The 19,376-nt window shown below is 72.1% G+C and carries 18 protein-coding genes and 1 pseudogene; 7 read left to right on the top strand and 12 right to left on the bottom strand.

Going from position 1 to position 19,376, the window contains the following annotated elements; genetic code table 11:
• Window positions 1–2,905, bottom strand: a 2,905-nt coding sequence (locus tag QFW81_RS12790; protein ID WP_280579255.1) for an EAL domain-containing protein, incomplete at its 3' end; no start/stop codon positions are given.
• A gap of 88 nt (window positions 2,906–2,993) precedes the next feature.
• Here QFW81_RS12790 and QFW81_RS12785 point away from each other — a divergent pair.
• Genes QFW81_RS12785 through QFW81_RS12770 form a run of 4 tightly spaced genes read left to right on the top strand, consistent with a single transcriptional unit; the run spans window position 2,994 to window position 7,103 of the window.
• Entirely contained in the window at window positions 2,994–3,674 is a 681-nt protein-coding gene (locus QFW81_RS12785; protein WP_280579254.1) for an RNA polymerase sigma factor, read from the top strand.
• Window positions 3,671–4,717, top strand: a complete 1,047-nt coding sequence (locus tag QFW81_RS12780) for a hypothetical protein (RefSeq protein ID WP_280579253.1) — start codon at window positions 3,671–3,673, stop codon at window positions 4,715–4,717. Before QFW81_RS12785 ends, QFW81_RS12780 begins: the two co-directional genes overlap by 4 nt.
• Window positions 4,714–5,304 (top strand): IMPACT family protein, encoded by a 591-nt coding sequence (locus QFW81_RS12775; RefSeq protein ID WP_280579252.1) that lies wholly within the window; start codon window positions 4,714–4,716, stop codon window positions 5,302–5,304. The genes QFW81_RS12780 and QFW81_RS12775 overlap by 4 nt, the downstream gene beginning before the upstream one ends.
• Window positions 5,304–7,103: an ABC transporter transmembrane domain-containing protein gene (locus QFW81_RS12770; protein ID WP_280579251.1), complete on the top strand. Its 1,800-nt coding sequence runs from the start codon at window positions 5,304–5,306 to the stop codon at window positions 7,101–7,103. Before QFW81_RS12775 ends, QFW81_RS12770 begins: the two co-directional genes overlap by 1 nt.
• 9 nt (window positions 7,104–7,112) lie before the next feature.
• Here QFW81_RS12770 and QFW81_RS12765 read toward each other — a convergent pair whose 3' ends face one another.
• On the bottom strand, window positions 7,113–7,946 hold the full coding sequence (locus tag QFW81_RS12765; RefSeq protein ID WP_280579250.1) for an AraC family transcriptional regulator: 834 nt from the start codon (window positions 7,944–7,946) through the stop codon (window positions 7,113–7,115).
• 116 nt (window positions 7,947–8,062) lie between these two features.
• On the opposite strand from QFW81_RS12765, the gene QFW81_RS12760 reads away from it, so the two are divergent.
• Complete coding sequence (locus tag QFW81_RS12760; protein WP_280579249.1) at window positions 8,063–9,019, top strand: alpha/beta fold hydrolase; 957 nt, start codon at window positions 8,063–8,065, stop codon at window positions 9,017–9,019.
• Between the two features lie 89 nt (window positions 9,020–9,108).
• Here QFW81_RS12760 and QFW81_RS12755 read toward each other — a convergent pair whose 3' ends face one another.
• A complete protein-coding gene (locus tag QFW81_RS12755; RefSeq protein ID WP_280579247.1) occupies window positions 9,109–9,939 on the bottom strand; it encodes a helix-turn-helix domain-containing protein in 831 nt (276 codons plus the stop codon).
• Between the two features lie 137 nt (window positions 9,940–10,076).
• Between QFW81_RS12755 and QFW81_RS12750 the strand changes: the two genes are divergently transcribed.
• Window positions 10,077–10,853 (top strand): isocitrate lyase/PEP mutase family protein, encoded by a 777-nt coding sequence (locus QFW81_RS12750; protein WP_280579245.1) that lies wholly within the window; start codon window positions 10,077–10,079, stop codon window positions 10,851–10,853.
• Between the two features lie 4 nt (window positions 10,854–10,857).
• On the opposite strand, the pseudogene QFW81_RS12745 reads toward QFW81_RS12750, so the two are convergent.
• Window positions 10,858–11,115: pseudogene (locus QFW81_RS12745) on the bottom strand (LysR substrate-binding domain-containing protein); the annotation flags it as partial.
• 95 nt (window positions 11,116–11,210) lie between these two features.
• On the opposite strand from QFW81_RS12745, the gene QFW81_RS12740 reads away from it, so the two are divergent.
• A complete protein-coding gene (locus QFW81_RS12740; protein WP_280579244.1) occupies window positions 11,211–11,360 on the top strand; it encodes a hypothetical protein in 150 nt (49 codons plus the stop codon).
• Between the two features lie 24 nt (window positions 11,361–11,384).
• On the opposite strand, the gene QFW81_RS12735 is transcribed toward QFW81_RS12740, so the two are convergent.
• The 8 genes from QFW81_RS12735 to rlmD all read right to left on the bottom strand — a co-directional run bounded on the left by QFW81_RS12735 (window position 11,385) and on the right by rlmD (window position 19,254).
• Entirely contained in the window at window positions 11,385–13,010 is a 1,626-nt protein-coding gene (locus QFW81_RS12735) for an acyl-CoA dehydrogenase family protein (protein WP_280579243.1), read from the bottom strand.
• Window positions 13,007–14,260, bottom strand: a complete 1,254-nt coding sequence (locus QFW81_RS12730; protein ID WP_280579240.1) for an FAD-dependent oxidoreductase — start codon at window positions 14,258–14,260, stop codon at window positions 13,007–13,009. The genes QFW81_RS12735 and QFW81_RS12730 overlap by 4 nt, the downstream gene beginning before the upstream one ends.
• A gap of 69 nt (window positions 14,261–14,329) precedes the next feature.
• Window positions 14,330–14,536, bottom strand: a complete 207-nt coding sequence (locus QFW81_RS12725; RefSeq protein ID WP_280579239.1) for a cold-shock protein — start codon at window positions 14,534–14,536, stop codon at window positions 14,330–14,332.
• 98 nt (window positions 14,537–14,634) lie between these two features.
• Window positions 14,635–15,393, bottom strand: coding sequence for an S-methyl-5'-thioinosine phosphorylase (locus QFW81_RS12720; protein WP_280579237.1), 759 nt, complete (start codon window positions 15,391–15,393; stop codon window positions 14,635–14,637).
• Window positions 15,394–15,456: 63 nt separating this feature from the next.
• A complete protein-coding gene (locus tag QFW81_RS12715) occupies window positions 15,457–16,017 on the bottom strand; it encodes a hypoxanthine-guanine phosphoribosyltransferase (protein WP_280579236.1) in 561 nt (186 codons plus the stop codon).
• Window positions 16,014–17,021 carry a beta-N-acetylhexosaminidase gene (nagZ, locus tag QFW81_RS12710; protein WP_280579235.1) on the bottom strand — a complete coding sequence of 336 codons (1,008 nt, stop codon included), beginning with the start codon at window positions 17,019–17,021 and terminating at the stop codon, window positions 16,014–16,016. Before nagZ ends, QFW81_RS12715 begins: the two co-directional genes overlap by 4 nt.
• A 199-nt stretch (window positions 17,022–17,220) precedes the next feature.
• Window positions 17,221–17,724, bottom strand: coding sequence for a CYTH domain-containing protein (locus tag QFW81_RS12705; protein ID WP_280579233.1), 504 nt, complete (start codon window positions 17,722–17,724; stop codon window positions 17,221–17,223).
• Window positions 17,725–17,922: 198 nt separating this feature from the next.
• Complete coding sequence (gene rlmD, locus QFW81_RS12700; RefSeq protein ID WP_280579232.1) at window positions 17,923–19,254, bottom strand: 23S rRNA (uracil(1939)-C(5))-methyltransferase RlmD; 1,332 nt, start codon at window positions 19,252–19,254, stop codon at window positions 17,923–17,925.
• Window positions 19,255–19,376: the final 122 nt, after the last annotated feature.

Below are 19,376 nucleotides of genomic sequence, written 5' to 3'. Positions count from 1 at the left end.
GGGCGGGACTGCGCGCGGCCTTGCCGCGCGCTTCCTTCGGCGGCGCAGGACGTCCGAACAGGTATCCCTGGCCGTAGGCGCAGCCGAGCTCGGTCAGCAGCTGGCGCTGGTGTTCGGTTTCGACCCCCTCGCCGATGGTGTCGATGCCGAGGGTGACGGCCAGGGCGAGGATGGCGCGCACCAGCGCCAGGCTCTCGGCATGGGTCTCGCCGGACAGGCCGGCGATGAAGCTCTGGTCGATCTTCAGCGCCTGGATCGGGAACCGGTGCAGGTACGACAGCGCCGAGAAGCCGGTACCGAAGTCGTCGAGCAGCGCGAGCACGCCCTCGGCCCGCAGCGTGCCCAGGATGCGCGCGGCGCGTGGGGCGTCGTCGAGCAGGGCGCCTTCCGTGATCTCGATCCGCAGCCGGTGCGGGTCCACCCGCGACTCGCCGATGATGCGCAGCAGCCGCTCGGCGAAATCGTCGGCATGGAAGTGCCGGGGCGAGACGTTGATCGACACGTAGCCTTCCGGGTGCCGTCCCATCCACGCCACCACGCGCTGGTACAGCAGCCAGTCGACCTGTTCGATCAGGCCGCTGTCCTCGCACACGCGCAGGAACTCCGACGGCGGCAGCGCGCCGTGCAGTTCGTGCTTCCAGCGCAGCAGCGCCTCGTGTCCAACCACGACGCCGTCGGACAGGCGCACGATCGGCTGGAAATGCGGCTCGAAGGCCTCGCGCTGGATCGCGCGGCGCAGGTCGGCCTCGAGGTCGAGTAGCCGCATCGCCTCGGCGCGCATCTCCTCGTCGAAACGCTCGCTGCGGTCGCGTCCGCGCGCCTTGGCGCGGTACATGGCCGCGTCGGCGTCGCGCAGGAGTTCGTCGGCGTGGCGGTAGCGCGGCTGCCACAGCGCGATGCCGATGCTGGCAGAGGGGAACAGTTCGCGGCCGGCCACCCACATCGAGCGGCCGAGTTTCTTGAGGATCCGCGTCGCCGTGGCCTCGGCCGCGTCGGCATCGTCGACCGATTCGAGCACGATCGCGAACTCGTCGCCGCCCAGCCGCGCGACCATGTCCTCCATCGCGATCGCGCCGCGGATGCGGCGGCCGACCTCGATCAGCATCGCGTCGCCCGCCGCGTGACCCATCGAATCGTTGATCAGCTTGAAGCGATCCAGGTCGAGGAACAGCACCGCGAACGGCAGTCGCCCGGGCTCGTACATCTGCAGCATCATGCTGTCGAGGCGGTCGAGCAGGAATACGCGGTTGGGCAGGCCGGTGAGGTGGTCGTGGCGCGCCTGGTGGGTCAGGCGCTGCTGCGCACGCACGCGTTCGCCGATCTGCGCGCGCAGTTCGCGGTTGGCCTGCTCCAGCTCGCGCGTGCGCGCCTCGACCCGGAACTCGAGTTCCGCATGCGTGGCCTTGAGCGATTCCTGCGCGCGCTTGCGCGCCAGTGCGCCGTCGACGTGGTGGCCGACGAAGGTCAGCAGTTCCTGGTCTGACGGCGTGAAACCGATGTCGGCGCTGTAGCTCTGCACCGCGATCACGCCGATCGGCGTGCCTTCGCGCGACAGCGGCACGCCCAGCCAGCAGTGCGCGAGCGAACCGTGGCCGCGCATCTGGCCCGCGTTCTCCAGCTGCGCCATGCCGTAGCGGTCCACCAGCAGTGCCTGGCCGGTGCGGATCACATACTCGGTGAGCCCGCGGCCGAGCCGGCGCGGGCGCCGCACCGGGTCGCGCTCGTCCACCGAGTACGGGAACTCGAGCCGGATGCCGTCGTCGCTGAGCAGTGCGATGTAGAAGTTGCGGGCGTCCAGCAATTCGTCGATCACGCCGTGGACCTCGGCGTAGAAGCGCTCGATGCTGCCGGCGGTGATCGACAGCTCGCTGATGCGGAACAGGGCGCGCTGCAGGCGTTCGGCACGCTCGCGCTCGACGATCTCCGCCTCCAGCACCCAGTTGGCGTGCTGCAGTTCGCGCGTGCGTTCGTCCACCCGGCGTTCCAGGTCTTCCTGCGCGCTCTTGCGGTCGAGCGCGGTGAGGATGTGCTGGGCCACGAATTCCAGCAGCGCGCGGTCCTCGTGGGTGTAGCGCTGCGGCCGGTCGTAGCTCTGGACCACGATCGCGCCGCTGACGTAACCGTCGCGGCGCATCGGCACGCCCAGCCAGTCGGCGCTGTCGGGGCCGTGCGCCGGATCCTTGTCGACACCGAGCGAGCGGCGGATCTGCGCCGACGGCCCGAGCATCGGCTGGCCGTGGCGCAGCATCGCCACGGTCAGGCTGTTGGGCATGTCCGCCAGCGGGATCTCCTCGTCCGGATCGGCACGCCAGGGATCGCGCTCGTCGACGAAGTACAGGAAGCGCACCGTTTCGCGCACGTCGTCGTAGCGCACGATGTAGAAATTCTCGGCCGGCATCAGGGTGCCGACGATCGCGTGGATGCGCGCCAGCATCTCCTGCATGTCGAGGCTGGCGCCGGACAGGTCAGCGATCTCGTACAGCGCCTGGCGCAGCCGCTCGGACTTGCGCAGCCCCTCGATCCGCGTTTGCGCACGGGCGCTGGCGAAGGTGGCGTCGATGGTGCTGCGCGCCAGCGTGAGCCAGCCCTTGCGCAGGGCCGCGGGCAAGGCGCGGCCGGGCTGCGCGACCAGCGCGACGCGGGTGGCATCCACCGTCCATGTGTCGCGCATGTCGGTGGCACCCGCGGCCGGGGACTCACCCGCGAGCAGTGTGTCGACGGCGGCAGCATGGGCGGCGGTGGCGGTGGCGCTGCGGGAACGGCCGGGGCCCAGCAGCGGATCGCTCCAGCCCACGGCCACGCTGGCGCCTGCCGGCAGCGTGCGCGCCAACAGCGTCGCCAGCTCCGCCAGCCCTGCATGCGCTTCGGGACCGGGCGCGCTCGCCTCGACGGCAGGGACATTCACGGGTGCGACACCTCCAATGAGGAAGCATAACGGGAGAAGGCGGCCGCACCGGCAACCCCACTCGCGCCTGCCGACCGTTCGAGCCCACATGTCGACCGCGATCGCCCGCTGGCCGGCCGACAGCACGCCCTGGCGCGCCGCCGGCTCCGGCTTCACTCCGTCCGGGGCAGGGCTTACCCTGCTGCCGGTGAACGAGGCCGCCCCCGCCATCGCCCCGGACCCCGCCGACGAAACCCTGATGCTGGCCTGGGCGGGCGGCGACGTGGCCGCGTTCGAGATCCTCTACGCACGCCACCGCCTGCGCCTGTACCGCTACCTGGTGCGCCAGCTGCGCGATGGCGCACTGGCCGACGAGCTGTTCCAGGACGTGTGGCAGAAGGTGATCGCCGCGCGCGCGGGCTGGACGCCGGACGCGACCTTCGCCACCTGGCTGTACCGGATCGCGCACAACCGCCTGGCCGACCATTGGCGCGCGCTGCAGCATCGCCCCCCGGCGCCGGCAGACGCGGACGAGCGCACCGCGCGGATGCCGGACCCGGAGACGCCGGAGCGGCAGCTGTCGGACTTCGAACAGCGCCGCCAGCTGCAGCTGGCGCTGGACGAACTGCCGCCCGAGCAGCGCGAGGTGATCGCGCTGCGGCTGGAGCAGGAACTGACGCTGGAGGAAATCGGCGAGGTGACCGGAGTCGGCCGCGAGACGGTGAAATCGCGCCTGCGCTACGCGATGGACAAGCTGCGATCCCGCCTGGGGCCGGAGATGGCGCCATGAGCAGGCACGGACCGGACCCGCTGGACGCGCAGGAGCGCGCGCTGGCCCGGCGCCTGGCGCAGCTGGACGCGAACGCCGCGCCCTCGCCCGCCCTGGACCAGGCGATCCTGGCCGCTGCGCGTGCCGAAGATGGCGCTGCGCGCGGGGACGCGCGCCGCCGCCCGGTGGCGCCGAGGCGCCGCCCGCGCGGCTGGCCGATGGGCCTGGGCATCGCCGCTTCGCTGGCGGTGGCGGTCGGGGTGGCGTGGCAACTGAGGCCGCAGCCCGATACGCAGGTCCTCACCACGGCATCGGAGTCCGCGCCGGTGCCGGCGGCGATCCTGTCCGAACCCCGCGCACGGCGCGCCGAGAGCGCGCCCGCAGCGCCCGTGGACAGTTCATCCGACCTCGAACCCGCGACCGAGGCCGCGACCGAAGTGGCGCCGGCCGCCGATCCGCCGCCGACGGCGACGACGCCGGATCCCGACGCCAGCGCCGAACTCGTCTCCGCGGCCGCAGCCACCGATGCCCTTGCCGCCGAGGCCGAACGCGAGCAGGCCGAGTTCCAGCAGGCGGCACGCGAACGGCGTGCCCGGCAGGCCGCTGCGGCGGCCGCCGAGGAGGCGGGCGCCGGCATGATGCTCGACAGGATCCCGCCGCCCCCGCCGCCGCCTGCACCGACCGCCCCGGCGCCCGCGGAACGGGGATTCGTGCCCGCACCACCGCAGGCCGCCGCCGCGCAGCGTGCGGAGTCCGATCCGCGGCCGCTCACGCAGCAGCAGCGTGCCGCGCGCGCGTCCGCCGAGCGCCTGGACGAGATCGTGGTGACCGGATCGCGGGTGGGTCCGCCGTCCGCCGTCGACGCGCATGCCGACCAGCCGCTGGACGACCGGCCGCCGGCGTCGGCCGATTCTCCGGCCGTGCGCGAGGCCTGGCTGCAGCGCGTGCGCGAACTGCGCGACGCCGGGGAGGTCGATGCCGCGCGCGCCAGCCTGCGCGAATTCGTGCGCCGGCATCCGCAGACGGCCGTACCCGACGACCTGCGCGCACTGCTCGAGGGATGAGCCTGGACACGCTGGCAACGCCGGCACGCCACGCGATCGAGATCAGGCACAGCCGGTTCCTGGCCCAGGCCGCCCCGGTGGACTCCGTGGACGAGGCGGCCCGGTTCCTGGGCGAGGCGTCGCTGGCCGACGCCAGCCACAACTGCTGGGCCTGGCGCCTGGGCGACGAGTACCGCAGCGGCGACGACGGCGAACCGGCCGGCACTGCCGGGCGCCCGATCCTGGCAGCGATCGACGGCCAGGGCTTCGACCGCATCGCGGTGGTGGTCACGCGCTGGTTCGGCGGCATCAAGCTCGGCGCCGGCGGCCTGGTGCGCGCCTACGGCGGCGCCGCGGCCGAATGCCTGCGGCTGGCGCCGAGACGAGCGCTGGTCGAGACCGTGCGGGCGCGGGTGCGGCTGGACTTCGCCGACGTGGCGGTCCTGCACCAGCTGCTGCCGGCGTTCTCGGCCCACAAGCTGGACGAAGCCTTCGACGCCGACGGGGCGCGGATCGCGCTGGAACTGCCCGCCGACCACCTCGACGCCTTGAAAACCCGGCTGCGCGACGCCACCCGGAACCGGGCACGTTTCGAAGACCAGGACTGATGGCGTTTTCCCGAACCCGGCGCGGCGGCGCCCGCGACACCGGCGACGGCACGCCCGAAGGCGCCAGGGTCCCGATCGGTTCGCTGCGTACGCTGTGGCCATTCGTGCTGCGGCACCGCGGCCTGTTCGCGGCCTGGCTGGTGTCGCTGGCCGCCTCTTCGGCCGCCACCCTGAGCCTGCCGGTGGCGGTGCGGCACGTGATCGACCGCGGCTTCACCAGCGGCAGCAACATCGACGCCACCTTCGCCCTGCTGCTGCTGGTCTCGCTGGCGCTGGCGTTCGCCACCGCCGCGCGCTTCTTCTTCGTCTCGCTGCTGGGCGAGCGCGTGGTCGCCGACCTGCGCACGCGCCTGTACGGCCACCTGGTGGGACTCGACCAGGCGTTCTTCGAACGCAGCCGCAGCGGCGAACTGGTCTCGCGCCTGAGCGCGGATACCGAACTGCTGCGCAGCGTGGTCGGTTCGACCATCTCGGTCGCGCTGCGCAGCGTGGTGATGGTGCTCGGCAGCGTGGTGATGCTGGTGGTGACCAGTCCGACGCTGGCGGCCTGGACGCTGGTGGGCATCCCGCTGTTCGTGCTGCCGCTGGTGGTGGGCGGGCGGCGGCTGCAGACCGTCTCGCGCGCCAGCCAGGACCGGGTGGCGGACGCCAACATGCTCGCGGCCGAGACCCTCGGTGCGATCCGCACCGTGCAGGCCCATGCGCGCGAGCCCTACGAGCGCGGCCGCTTCGGCGATGCGGTGGCGCAGACCGTGGCCACTGCGCGCCGCCGCATCGGCCTGCAGGCGCTGGTGACCGCGGTCGCGATCTCTCTGGTGTTCGGCGCGATCGTGCTGGTGCTGTGGTCGGGTGCGCACGACGTGATCGGGGGCGAGATGAGTGCCGGCACGCTGGGCCAGTTCGTGCTGTACGCGCTGTTCGGCGGCGGCTCGGTGGGCGCGCTGGCCGAAGTCTGGAACGAGCTGCAGAAGGCCGCCGGCGGCATGGGCCGGATCAGCGAGCTGCTCGAGCAGCGGCCCGGGATCGCCGCACCGGCGAAGCCGGCCCCGCTGCCGGCACGGGTGTGCGGCGAACTGCGCTTCGACGACGTGCACTTCCACTATCCCGGCCGCGACGACGCGCCCGCGCTCGAAGGCTTCAGCCTGCAGGTGGCACCGGGCGAGACGGTGGCGCTGGTGGGCCCGTCGGGTGCAGGCAAGAGCACCGTGTTCGCGATGCTGCTGCGCTTCCACGACCCGCAGTCGGGACGGATCCTGGTCGACGGGCTGGACATCGCCACGCTCGACCCCGCCGCGCTGCGCGGCGAGATCGCGCTGGTGCCGCAGCAGCCGAACATCTTTGCCGCCAGCGCGCGCGAGAACATCCGCTACGGCCGGCTCGAGGCCGACGATGCGGCGATCGAGGCGGCGGCCGCCTCGGCCGAGGCGCACGAGTTCATCGCCGCCCTGCCCCACGGCTACGACGAGCAGCTGGGCGAACGCGGCGCCCGCCTGTCTGGCGGACAGCAGCAGCGCATCGCGATCGCGCGCGCGCTGCTGCGCGACGCACCGATCCTGCTGCTCGACGAAGCCACCTCCGCGCTCGACGCGCAGAGCGAACGCGCGGTGCAGACCGCACTCGAACACCTCATGCACGGGCGCACCACCCTGGTGATCGCACACCGCCTCGCCACGATCCTCAAGGCCGACCGGATCGTGGTGATGGACCGCGGGCGCATCGTCGCCCAGGGCACCCACGCGCAACTGCTGGCGCAGGACGGCCTCTACGCCGAACTGGCGCGGCTGCAGTTCATCGACTGACGCCCCCGCTCAGGCGGCCGCAGCCTCCGCGTGCTTGCGCCACTCGCGCGGCGAACGACCGGTCTGGGCCTTGAACGCGCGCGACAGCGCCGCCTCGCTGCCATAGCCGACTTCGGTTGCGATCACCTTCAGCGGCCGCCCACGCCGCAGCGCCTGCTGCGCAAGGCCGATCCGCCAGGCCTGCAGGTACTGACCCGGGGTGCTGCCGACCGTCTCGCGGAACGCGGCGGCGAACACGCTGCGCGACATGCCCGCCTCGCCCGCCAGTGCATCCAGGGTCCAGTCGCGCGCCGGCGACTCGTGCATCGCCACGAGGGCTTCGCGCACGTGCGGGTGCGACAGCCCGGACAGCATGCCGCCACGGATCCCGCCGCTCTCCATCAGCTGGCGCAGGACCTGGATCATCACCACTTCGAACAGCCGCTCCACCAGCGCCACCCGCCCGCAGCGCTGTTCGAACGCCTCCTCGAACAGCAGCGCCAGCACCGGGGCAGCGCCGCCCACCGCGCTCAGCGGCAGGCACACCAGCGGTGGCAGCGACGCCGCGAGCGGATTGCCGGCGCCGCCCTCGAACGCGACATGGGCGCAGACCATGTCGGCCCCGCGCACGGGATCGGTGACGAAGCTGTGCGCCAGCGGGCGCGGAAACAGCAGCAGGCTCGGCTCGGCCACCTGCACCGACTCGCGGCCGTGGCGCACTTCGAGCGTGCCCTCGCGCACCAGGTGCAGCTGACCGCGGCCGGCGTCGTCGTCCACGTGGTTGAGCCCGCACAGCGCACCGGCGTTGAACACCTGCGCCGTGACCGGGAAATGCGCCATGAGCGCGGCCAGCCGATCGGCCATCGAATACTCCGGATCAAGTTTTCCGCACTATATGTCATCAAATGTCCCCGTCGGAGGCGCACATTGAGCGTCGCCGGGGCGGCGCCCCGGTTCCCCTTCCGACCCGGAGACCGCTCATGAACACCCTCACCCGCACCCTCGGCACCAGCGTGCTGGCCGCCTCCCTCGCCGCCGGCACCGCGCAGGCCGCACCGCGCGCCGACAACACGCCACAAGCGAGCGCTGCAGCCGCCACCGTGGACGGCAGCCATGTCGTCACCGCCGATGGCGTGCGCCTGTACGTCAAGGACTGGGGCCCGAAGGACGGCCCGGTCGTCACCTTCAGCCACGGCTGGCCGCTCAACTCCGACAGCTGGGAGGCGCAGATGCTGTTCCTGGCAGAGAACGGCTACCGCGTGGTCGCGCACGACCGCCGCGGCCATGGCCGCTCCAGCCAGCCCTGGGACGGCAACGACATGGATCACTACGCCGACGACCTGGCCGCGGTGATCGAGGCGCTCGACCTGCGCGACGTCACCGTGGTCGGCTTTTCCACCGGCGGCGGCGAAGTGGCGCGCTACATCGGCCGCCACGGCACCGCGCGGGTGAAGAAGGCGGCCCTGGTGAGCGCGGTCACGCCCTTCATGCTGCGCACCGACGACAACCCCGAGGGCATTCCGCTCGAGGTGTTCGACGGCTTCCGCAAGGCCGCGCAGGACAACCGCTCGCAGCAGTACCTGGACATCGCCTCGGGTCCGTTCTTCGGCTTCAACCGTCCCGGTGCGACCGCCAGTCAGGGTCTGATCCAGGGCTTCTGGGCCGCGGGCATGCAGGCCGGCCACAAGAACACGTTCGATTCGATCGCCGCGTTCTCCGCATCCGACTTCCGCCCCGACCTGGCGAAGTTCGACGTGCCGACCCTGGTGATCCACGGCGCCGACGACCAGATCGTGCCGGTCGCGCTGTCGGCCCAGGCGGTGCCGCGCTACGTGGAGCATGCGCAGGTGATCATCTACCCCGGCGCGCCGCACGGCATCACCGACACCCACAAGGACCGCCTCAACCAGGACCTGCTGGACTTCGTGCGCGAGTGAAGCGCCCGCCGGCAAGCGGCAGGCCACCGGACAGGACGCATGCCCCGCATGCGTCCTGTCCTTTTCCAGCCACGCAACGCCGCGGATGCTCAGCCCGCGCGCGCCAGCGCCCGGCAATGCGCGGCGGTGTCCTCGTCCACCGGGAAGCAGCACTCGATGTGCAGTTCGTCGAGGGTGACGTCGCGCGGCATCGCGAACGTGGTGATGGTGGAAAAGAAGCGCAACATGCCGTCGCCGCAACGCAACTGCGTGGTCAGCAGCGGCGACGGCGCACGCGACAGGTCGCGCAGGCGCCAGCGCGCCGGGACGCCCGGATAGGCCAGCATCTCGTCGAGCAGCGCACGCGCGGCGCCATCGGTGGGCGCGGCGGCGACGCGATCGTGCAGGTGATGCACCAGTTCACCGGCCACCTCCTCCCAGTTGGCGATCGCCGAGCGCAGGTCGGCCGGGTCGAAGAACTGCCGCATGATGTTGCGGTGGGCGCTGTCGCGGCCACCGAGCACGGCGCGGTTCACGCGCGTGGCGGCGGCGTTCTGGCGCAGCACGTCCCACTGCCGGTTGATCAGGAACGCGGGGTACGGTTCCTGTTGCGCGAGGATCGCGTCGATCGCCTGGTCGATCCGTGCCAGCGAATCCGCCTGCAAGGCGCTCTCCGGATACGCCGGTGCGTAGCCCGCGGCCAGCAGCAGGGCGTTGCGTTCGCGCAGCGGCATGTCCAGCGCGTCGGCCAGGCGCGACAGCAGCTCGCGGCGCGGCTGCGCCTTGCCGGTCTCGATGCAGCTCAGGTGGCGGGTGGAGATGCCCGCGGACAGCGCGAGGTCGAGCTGGCTGGCGCGGCGCGCGGCGCGCCATTCGCGCAGCAGCGCGCCCACCGGCGCGACGGCTGCGGGATCGGAACGGCGCGCGCGGGTGCTTTCCACGCGCCGAGGATAAGCCGCAGGTCTTCCGCTACGCCATGACCTGTGGGGTCATGCCGGCATGACCGTGCGCGTCATTGCCGTCATGCGCGTCGATCGAACAGGCTTGCGTCCGACCTCCACTTCCCCGGGAGCCCTCCATGGGCACGCAAGTCGACAAGGCCGGTCTGTTCCGTTCGCTGCACGCGGGCGCGCAGCCACTGGTGCTGTACAACGCCTGGGATCCGGGCAGCGCGCGCGCCGTCGCGGAGGCAGGCGCGCGCGCGATCGCCACCGGCAGCTGGTCGGTGGCCGCGGCCCACGGCTACGCCGACGGCGAGCGGATGCCGCTGGCGCTGGCGCTCGACAACCTCGCGCGGATGGTCGTGGCGACCCCGCTGCCGGTCACGGTCGACCTCGAGGGCGGCTATGGCGCAACGGCCGCGGAGGTGGGCGCTACCGTCGCCGGCGCGATCGAAGCCGGCGCGGTGGGCTGCAACCTCGAGGACAGCGAGCCCGCCGCCGGCGGCCTGCGTGCGATCGCCGACCAGGCCGCGCGCCTGGTGCAGGCGCGCGCGGCAGCCACGGCCGCAGGCGTCCCGCTGTTCGTCAATGCGCGCACCGACGTGTTCCTGCAGTCGCCGCCGCAGGCGCACGACGCGGCGCTGGTCGAACTCGCGCTCGAACGCGGCCGCGCGTACGCGGCGGCGGGCGCCGATGGCCTGTTCGTCCCCGGGCTGGCCGACGAGGCCCTGATCGCGACGCTGGTGCGCGGCTCGCCATTGCCGGTCAACGTCATGGTGGGGCCCGGCGCGCCATCGCTGCAACGCCTGGCGGCGCTGGGGGTGGCACGCGTCAGCCATGGCCCCGGTCCGTATCTCGCTGCCATGCGCGATCTGAGGCAGGCCACCATGCAGGCGATGGCGATCGAGCCCTGAGGGCTCAATCACCGCCCGCGTGCGCCACCAGGTGGTCGAGTACCGCACGTACCGCCGGCAGCATCCCGCGCCGGTGGGGCATCACCACGGTGGTGGTCACTTCGCCCGCCTGCCAGTCGTGCAGCACGCGCCGCAAGGCACCGGACGCGATCGCCTCGCGGCACATCGAACCCGGCAGGGGCGCGATGCCCGATCCACGTGAGGCAGCGGACAACACGACCACCGACTCGTTCGCCGTCATCCTCGGTTGCGGCGCGACCCGTGCACAGCGACCCCTGCCGTCGCCCCGTGTCCATTACCGCGCATGGGCGCCGACCAGCACGCCCTCGTGCGACTCGACCGCCGCGATTACCGCGCGTGCAGCGCCTGCTCGACAGGCTGCAGGCCGATCCCGCGGTGGTCTTCGCCCACGCCATCGAGCGCGGCGAGGCGGCAACCGGCGAAGGAGGCTTGCTGGGCCACGTGATGCTGGTACAGGCCCTGGAAGAGCTGCGCTTCGAGGCGTGAGCGTCGCGATGGCCGGGTCGCGATTCAGCCCGGCCAGGCGCGGGCGATCAGGTCCGCGGTCGGCACGTCGCCCGGCAGCATGCCGAATACCCAGGCGCGCCCGCCGTCGAGCCGGCTGCGGCAGAACGGGGCCGCCGCCGGCGAGCCTGCGCGCAGCAGCACCGCCGCCTGCAGCAGCAGCGCGATGTCCGCCACCCGCCGGCGCGCATCCGCCTCGGCGGGCGGCGTCGCCAGGTCCGCGCGCACCGCGGCGAGCGAAGCGTCGAAGCCCGGGTCCATGCCCGACGCCAGGTCCAGGCGGGCCAGCAGCGCCTCGCCCGTCGCCGGCTCGCGCGCAAGCGCACGCAGCACGTCCAGGCACTGGATGTTGCCGCTGCCTTCCCAGATCGAGTTCAGCGGCGCCTGCCGGTACAGGCGCGGCAGCAACGATTCCTCGACATAGCCGGCACCGCCCAGGCATTCCTGCGCCTCGTTGACGAAGGCCGGCGCGCGCTTGCAGATCCAGAACTTGCCGATCGCGGTGGCGATGCGTGCGAACGCGGCCTGCGCCGGATCGCGTGGCGCCTCGTCCACCGCGCGCGCCACGTGCAGTGCGAGCGCGGTCGCGGCCTCGGACTCGATCGCGAGGTCGGCCAGCACGTTGCGCATCAACGGCTGGTCGATCAATGCCTTGCCGAAGGCCCGTCGGTGGCGGCAGTGGTGCAGTGCCTGCGCCAGCGCCATCCGCATCAGCCCGGCCGAGCCGAGCATGCAGTCGAGCCGGGTCAGCATCACCATCTCGAGGATGGTGGCCACGCCGCGCCCCTCGTCGCCGACGCGTTGCGTGCGCGCGGCATCGAACTCGATCTCGGACGAGGCATTGCTCCAGTCGCCGAGCTTGTCCTTGAGCCGCATCAGGCGGAAGCCGTTGAGCTCCCCGCCCGGCAGGCGCCGCGGCAGCAGGAAGCAGGTCAGCCCGCCCGGCGCCTGCGCCAGCACCAGGAAACCGTCGCTCATCGGCGCGGAGAAGAACCACTTGTGGCCGCGCAGCAGGTAGGCGTCGCCGCCGGGCAACGGCGTCGCGGTCGTGGTGTTGGCGCGCACGTCGCTGCCACCCTGCTTCTCGGTCATGCCCATGCCGAGGGTGACGCCGACCTTGTCCGCCATCGGCACGTCGCGCGCGTCGTAGCGGCAGGCGGCCACCTTCCCGACCCAGTCGTGCAGCGCCGGCTCGCGCGCCAGCACGGGCACCGCGGCGTGGGTCATCGTCAGCGGACAGCTGCTGCCGGGTTCGGCCTGGTAGTGCAGGTAACTCAGCGCAGCGCGGGCGACGTGCGCACCGGGGGCAGGATCGGCCCAGGACAGGCCCGCCACGCCGCCGGCGACGGCCGCGTCCATGATCCGGTGATAGTGCGGGTGGAACTCCACCGTATCGATCCGGTACCCGCCCGGATCGTGCGTGCGCAGGCGGGGCCGGTCGCGATGCGCGTCGTGCGACAACGCCAGCAGCTCGCCCCCGGCGAGGCCGCCATACGCAGCGAGACGCGCTTGTGCGTGCGCCCCGCCTTCGCGCGCCACCGCTTCGCGCAGTGCCGGATCGTCGCGCCACAGGTCGTGTGCGCCGAACGCGGGCGGCTGGTTGTCGACGGGATGGGTGTCGGATCCGGTCACGGCGCGCTCCTGGTGTCGACGCGGCGCTGCAGGCCAGCGGCCAGCGCGTCGACGAAGGCCTCTTCGAGCGCGATCCGGCCGAACAGGCCCTGCTGGGTGCCGCTCAGCACCCGCAGCATATGCGTTCTACCCGGCGGCAGCCGGCCAGCCGGCAGCAGGGCAAGATCGCGCAGGCGTGCGACGAGGTCGCGTTCGGACTGGAACATCGGCGTCAGCCAGCGGCTCCACTGCTGGTAGATCGCCACGTGCCGGCGGCGCTCGCGCTGGTAGCGGTCCAGCGCCGCCTCGATCGCGCCCCCGGTGCGCAGCGCCTCGCACAGCGCCAGTGCATCCATCAGTGCCATGTTCACGCCTTGCCCGAGCTGCGGGCTCATCGCGTGCGCGGCGTCGCCGATCAGCACCGCGTGGCCGCGATGCCAGTGTGCCACCACGCTGTCGCGATAGCGCGCGCGGGCCAGGTGCGCCGGATCGGAGACCGCGTCGAGCAACGGCACGATCTCCGGCCACAGCGCATGCAGCTCCTCCTTCCACGGCGGCAGGCCTGCGGTCTGCCACGCGTCGAAGGACGTGGTCGGCAGGCTCCAGAAAAAACTCAGCCGCGGAATGTCGTCGTCCGGACGGGTGCCGACCGGCAGCAGGCCGATCATCTTGCGCGCCGACACGTAGCGCTGGCGCAGTTCGCGCAGGTGCGGCCAGTCCCGGGCGGGCAACAGGCACCACAGCGCGCCCCACGGGTAGGGCTGGTCCAACCGCACGCGCCCCACCTGCTCGCGCAGCAGCGAGCCCGCGCCGTCGGCCACCACCACCAGGTCGAAGCCGCCGTGACGCGTGCCGTCCGCATCGACGAGCGTGCGTCCCGCGTCCTCGATTCCCGCGATGCAGGCCCCGGCGCGCACGTCCGCGTGGCCATCGAACGCCGAGGCCAGGATCGAGAACAGCGCACCACGCTGCAGGCCGATTCCGGTCAGGCGTGGATCGAGCCCGGCATAGCGCATGTCCATCACCGCGCGGCCGCAGGGCGTGTCGCCGAACAGTCGCCCGACCGGCGCACCATGCTGCAGCACCGCATCGAGCAGGCCCATCCGCCACAGCACCTGCAGCCCGCTTGGCTGGAGCAGGAAACCGGCGCCGACCGGCCCGGGCCGCGACACGCGTTCGAACACCTCCACCGCGTGCCCGTCGCGCGCCAGCAGCACCGCCGCGCACTGGCCCGCGCTGCCGTAGCCGACGATGGCGATGCGCCTGCGCATCACGAACACCGGCGCCGCGCAGAAAAAAGCCCCGCCGGGGCGGGGCCACAAAATCTCGTCGCCGTCATCTCAGACGACCGGCTGAACCCCTGCCGCCTGCGCACCCTTCGGACCCTGGGTGACTTCGTACTGGACACGCTGGCCTTCCTGCAGGCTGCGGAAGCCCTTGGCGTCGATGGCCGAGTAATGGACGAACACATCGGCGCTGCCGTCTTCCGGCGCGATGAACCCGAACCCCTTGGCGTCGTTGAACCACTTCACTGTGCCGTATTGCATGACTCGTCGAACCTCATGATGGCTGGTGGCGCCCGGCCGGCCGTGCAAGGCGCCAGGCCGGACAGGCCGAGTATGCAAAGCCCGCCGAACCGATGCAATCACCCGTCCAGCAGCGCCGACACCAGCGCCGGGATCCCCGACGACGCCGCGGCGACGTTGGCCAGCACGTCGTCGAGCGTGATCTGTTCGTCCGGATCGGGCCCGGCGCCGGCAGCCCAGTTGGCGACGATCGCCAGGCAGGCGTACTCCAGCCCGAGCTCGCGCGCGAGCCCGGCCTCGGGCATGCCGGTCATGCCGACCAGGTCGCAGCCGTCGCGGCGCATGCGCACGATCTCGGCCTTCGTTTCGAGCCGCGGCCCCTGGGTGGCCCCGTAGCAGCCGCCGTCGACGAGGTCGATGCCGCGCGCGGCCGCCGCGGCCAGCACCCGCCTGCGCAATGCGGGCGCATACGGATCGCCGAAGTCCACGTGCAGTACCTCGGTGCCCGGTTCCTCGCACAGGGTGGAGATGCGCCCCCAGGTGTAGTCGATCAGCTGGTCCGGGCATGCGAGCACGCGCGGGCCGAACCGCGCGCCGATGCCGCCGACGGTATTGAGCGCGAGCACGCGGCGCACGCCCAGCGACGCGAGCGCAGCCAGGTTGGCCCGGTAGTTCACCTTGTGCGGCGGGACCGAATGGCCCTCGCCATGGCGCGCGAGGAAGGCGACGCGGCGGCCGTCGAGCGTGCCGACACGCACGGGGCCGGACGGTGCGCCGTAGGGCGTGTCCGGCTGGTGGGCCTGGATGTCCTGCAGTTCGGCCAGCGCATACAGGCCGGTACCGCCGATGACGGCGAGGTCGATGGAATCGGAAATCATGCGGATCGCGGCACGGGGCGTGGCCGGCAAGCATAGCGCCGCACGCAGCGGCGCTGCGCGGGACTACTCGCCCAGCGCGTAGATGCCGGGCAGGTTGCGGCCCTGCTCGTGGAAATCCATGCCGTAGCCGAACACGTAGCGGTCGGGCACCTGCACGCCCACGTAGTCGGCGCAGATGCCGTCGACGCAGCGGTCGTGGTCCTTGGTCGCCAGCACCGCCACGCGTACGTCGATCGCGCCCTGGTCCTCGCACCAGTACTTCACCGCCTTCAGGGTGTGCCCTTCATCGAGGATGTCGTCGGCGAGCAGTACGCGCCGGCCGCGCATCGGCGTCGCCGGCCGGTGCAGCCACGCCAGGCCGGAACCGGTGGTGTTGCCGCGGTAGCGGGTCGCGTGCAGGTAGTCGAACTCGAGATCGAGTCCGCGCTCGCCCAGGGCGAACGCGAGCTGCGCGGCGAACGGCAGGCCGCCATGCAGCACGGTGATGAACAGCGGCGGCAGCTCGTCGTCCGCATATTCCGGACAGATGGCATCGGCCATCTCCTCGATCGCATCCTCCAGCACGTCGCGATCGTGGATCAGCTCGGCGCTGTCGAGCACGTCGGCCAGGCGTGGCGCGTTCATGCCGTCTGCCCCAGGCGCGCGGCCAGCTGATCGCGCGTGCCGTCGTAGCGGGCATCCGCGAGCAGCCCGTCCCAGCCCAGTCCGCCGCGCCCGAGCAGGCCGACCAGGGCCATGGTGTTGAGCGCGCGGTGCTTCACCGCGGCCAGCGATTCCTCGACCAGTTCCGGATGACAGACCAGCACCACGTCGCAGCCGGCGTCCAGGTGGGCGTCGACGCGCGCCTTGATGCCGCCGGCGGAGAACGCCGCGGCCATGCCGATGTCGTCGGAGAAGACGACCCCGCGGAAGTCCATCTCTCCACGCAGGATGTCGTTGATCCATATCGGAGAATAGCCGGCCGGTTCAGGAGCGACCTGCGGATAGACCACGTGCGCGAGCATGACCGCGTCGGCCCCCGCCTCGATGCCGGCGACGAAGGGCACCAGGTCGTGGTCGCGGATCGCGTCCAGCGGGCGGTCGTCGACCGCGTTGTCGAAGTGCGTGTCCTCGCGCACGGTGCCGTGCCCCGGGAAATGCTTGAGCGTGGCGGCCATGCCCACAGCGTGCATGCCGCGCACGTAGGCGCGCGTGAACTCCGCCACGATCGCCGGCTCGTCGGAAAACGCGCGGTCGCCGATCGCGAGATTGTCGTGGCCGACGTCGACCACCGGCGCGAAGCTCAGGTCCACGCCGGTGGCGCGGATCTCGCTGGCCATCAGCCAGGCGTGGGCCTCGGCCAGTTCCAGCGCGGCCTGTGGATCACGCGCGTACAGCCGCCCGAAGCCGTCGAGCGAAGGCAGTTCGGTGAAGCCGTCGCGGAACCGCTGGACGCGCCCGCCTTCCTGGTCGACGCAGATCAGCACCGGCCGCGGCGTGGCGTCGCGGATCTCGGCGCACAGCTCCATCACCTGCGCCCGCGAGGTGAAGTTGCGCTTGAACAGGATCACGCCGGCACAGGCGTCGTTCTGCAGCCAGTCGCGCTCCTGCGCGGCGAGTTGTGTTCCGGCAACGCCGATCACCAGCATCCCGTGGGCTCCTGTATGCGCGGATGCGCGGCGGGCATTGTCGCAGAGGGCACGGCGCGCGGGCCAGCGGCGGAACCGTGCCCGCGGGGCCGGACTCAGAGGCGTTCATGCGGCACGCCCGGGCCGCGCCGGGCGCGCCTCCACCTCCTGCCGGTCGGGCGCCGGCCGCGCGGCCTCGCGATTGCGCGAACCTGCGGTCTCAGCTCCGTTCCGCCTCGGTCCACGCGGAATAGGGGCGCGAGGCCAGGGCGAGGTTGTAGTAGCGCACGTCGTCGGTGACTTCCCGACCCGCCCACGGCGGCAGCACGAAGGACTCGTCGGGATGGCCGAGCTCGATCTCCGCGACCACCAGGCCGGCGTTGTTCCCAAGGAACTCGTCCACCTCCCACAGCTTGCCGGCGTGGTGCACGAGGTGGCGACGCTTGTCGATCACACCGCCGACGCACAGCGCCAGCAGCGCACGCGCGTCCTCGACCGGGACCGGATACTCGAACTCCTGCCGGCTGTGGCCGCGTTCGCCCGACTTGAGGTTGAGGAACGCCGCCTCGTCCTGGATGCGCACCCGCACCGACGCCTTCTGCGCGCCCGCGTCGAGTGCGGCGAGATCGTTGAGGTAGCCCTGCGCCATCGGCACCACCGCATGCCCCGCCTCGCGCCAGCCGGAGCCGCTCACCAGGAACTTGCGTTCGATCTCGATGGCCATCGCGCCGCGCTCGCAGGTCTGGGGATGCGAATGTTAGCCGCAGACCGCGTGGCGGGCGATCAGCGACGCTCGAACAGCGCGATGCTCTCGACGTGCGCCGTCTGCGGGAACATGTCCGCGCCGCCGCGACACAAGGGCGCCGTGCAGCCGGACGCGTCGCCACGCGCCCCGGACCGAACGCAGTTGCGCGTCCCCGCGCTATCCGCGCTCGAACAGCGCGATGCTCTCGACGTGCGCCGTCTGCGGGAACATGTCCATCACCCCAGCGCTCACCAATCGCCACCCGCGCTCGTTGACCAGATATCCCGCATCGCGCGCCAGCGATGCCGGGTGGCAGCTCACGTAGACGATGCGGCCGAAGGCGTCCAGCGGCAGCTGTCGCAGCACGTCGATCGCGCCCGAGCGCGGCGGGTCGAGCAGCAGCTTGTCGAAGCCCTGTCGCATCCATGCGGCGCCGCGCTGGTCCTGGGTCAGGTCGGCGGCGTGGAAGGTGGCGTTCGACAGACCGTTGCGCGCGGCGTTCTCCCTTGCCCGTGCCACCAGCCCGGCATCGCCCTCCACCCCGACCACCGCGGCCACGCGACGCGCCATCGGCAGGGTGAAGTTGCCCAGGCCGCAGAACAGGTCGAGCACGCGGTCCTCACTGCGCAGGTCGAGCAGCTCGAACGCGCGCGCGATCATCAGCGCATTGATCGGCGCGTTGACCTGGATGAAATCGAGCGGCCGGAAGGCGAGCGACACGTCCCCGTCCTCGAGCCGGAACGACAGCGAGGGCGCCGCGGGCGTCAGCGGATGCACGGAATCCACGCCGCCGGGCTGCAGGAACACCGCCACCCGGTGGCGTGGTGCAAAGGCGCGCAGCGCCTCGAGATCGCGTTCGCCCAGCGGCTGCAGGTGCCGGAACACCAGCGCGACGCCGTCGAACGTCGGCGTCGCGTCGCCGACGATGAACTCGATCTGCGGAATCTCCCGCCGCGCCTCCAGCCCGTCCACCAGCTGCGACAGCACCGGAATCAGGGCGCCGACCGCCGGCACCACGGTGTGGCACTCATGCAATTCGGCGACGAAGCGCGGGTCGCGCTCGCGGAAACCGACCAGGGTGCGGTCCTTCTTCTCCACCCGCCGCACCGAGAAGCGGCCCTTGCGCCGGTAATGCCAGGCGCCGCCGGTGAGCGGCGGCAGCACCGCGTCCGGCGAGACGTGGCCGATGCGCTCGAAGTTCTCCAGCAGCACGCGCTGCTTGGCGAGGATCTGCACCGCTTCGTCGAGGTGCTGCAGCGCGCAGCCGCCGCAGGTGCCGAAGTGCGGGCAACGCGGCGCGACCCGGTCGGGCGAGGCGCGCAGCACGTCCAGCGCCATCGCTTCGTCGAAATGGCGCGAGCGCGACGTCTGGCGCGCCAGCACCCGCTCACCGGGCAAGGCGCCGGCGACGAATACGGTCTTGCCGCCCTCACGGCGGGCGACGCCGCGGCCGTCGTGGCTCAGGTCGAGGATGTCGAGTTCGAACGGGGTCTGGTCGATCCGGGCCACGTGGCATCAGGCGGCATGCATGGCCGCGCATTGTCGCAGACCCGCGCCGCGGGTCGCACGCCCTGCACGCCCTGCACGCCCTGCACGCCCTGCACGCCCTGCACGCACGCCGCCAGCCGTGC

Origin of the sequence: Luteimonas kalidii, from assembly GCF_029887935.1 — a bacterium.
GTDB classification, from domain to species: domain Bacteria; phylum Pseudomonadota; class Gammaproteobacteria; order Xanthomonadales; family Xanthomonadaceae; genus Luteimonas; species Luteimonas kalidii.
Note: the sequence above shows the minus strand (reverse complement) of the source record. Positions and strands in the feature narration are given on the sequence as shown.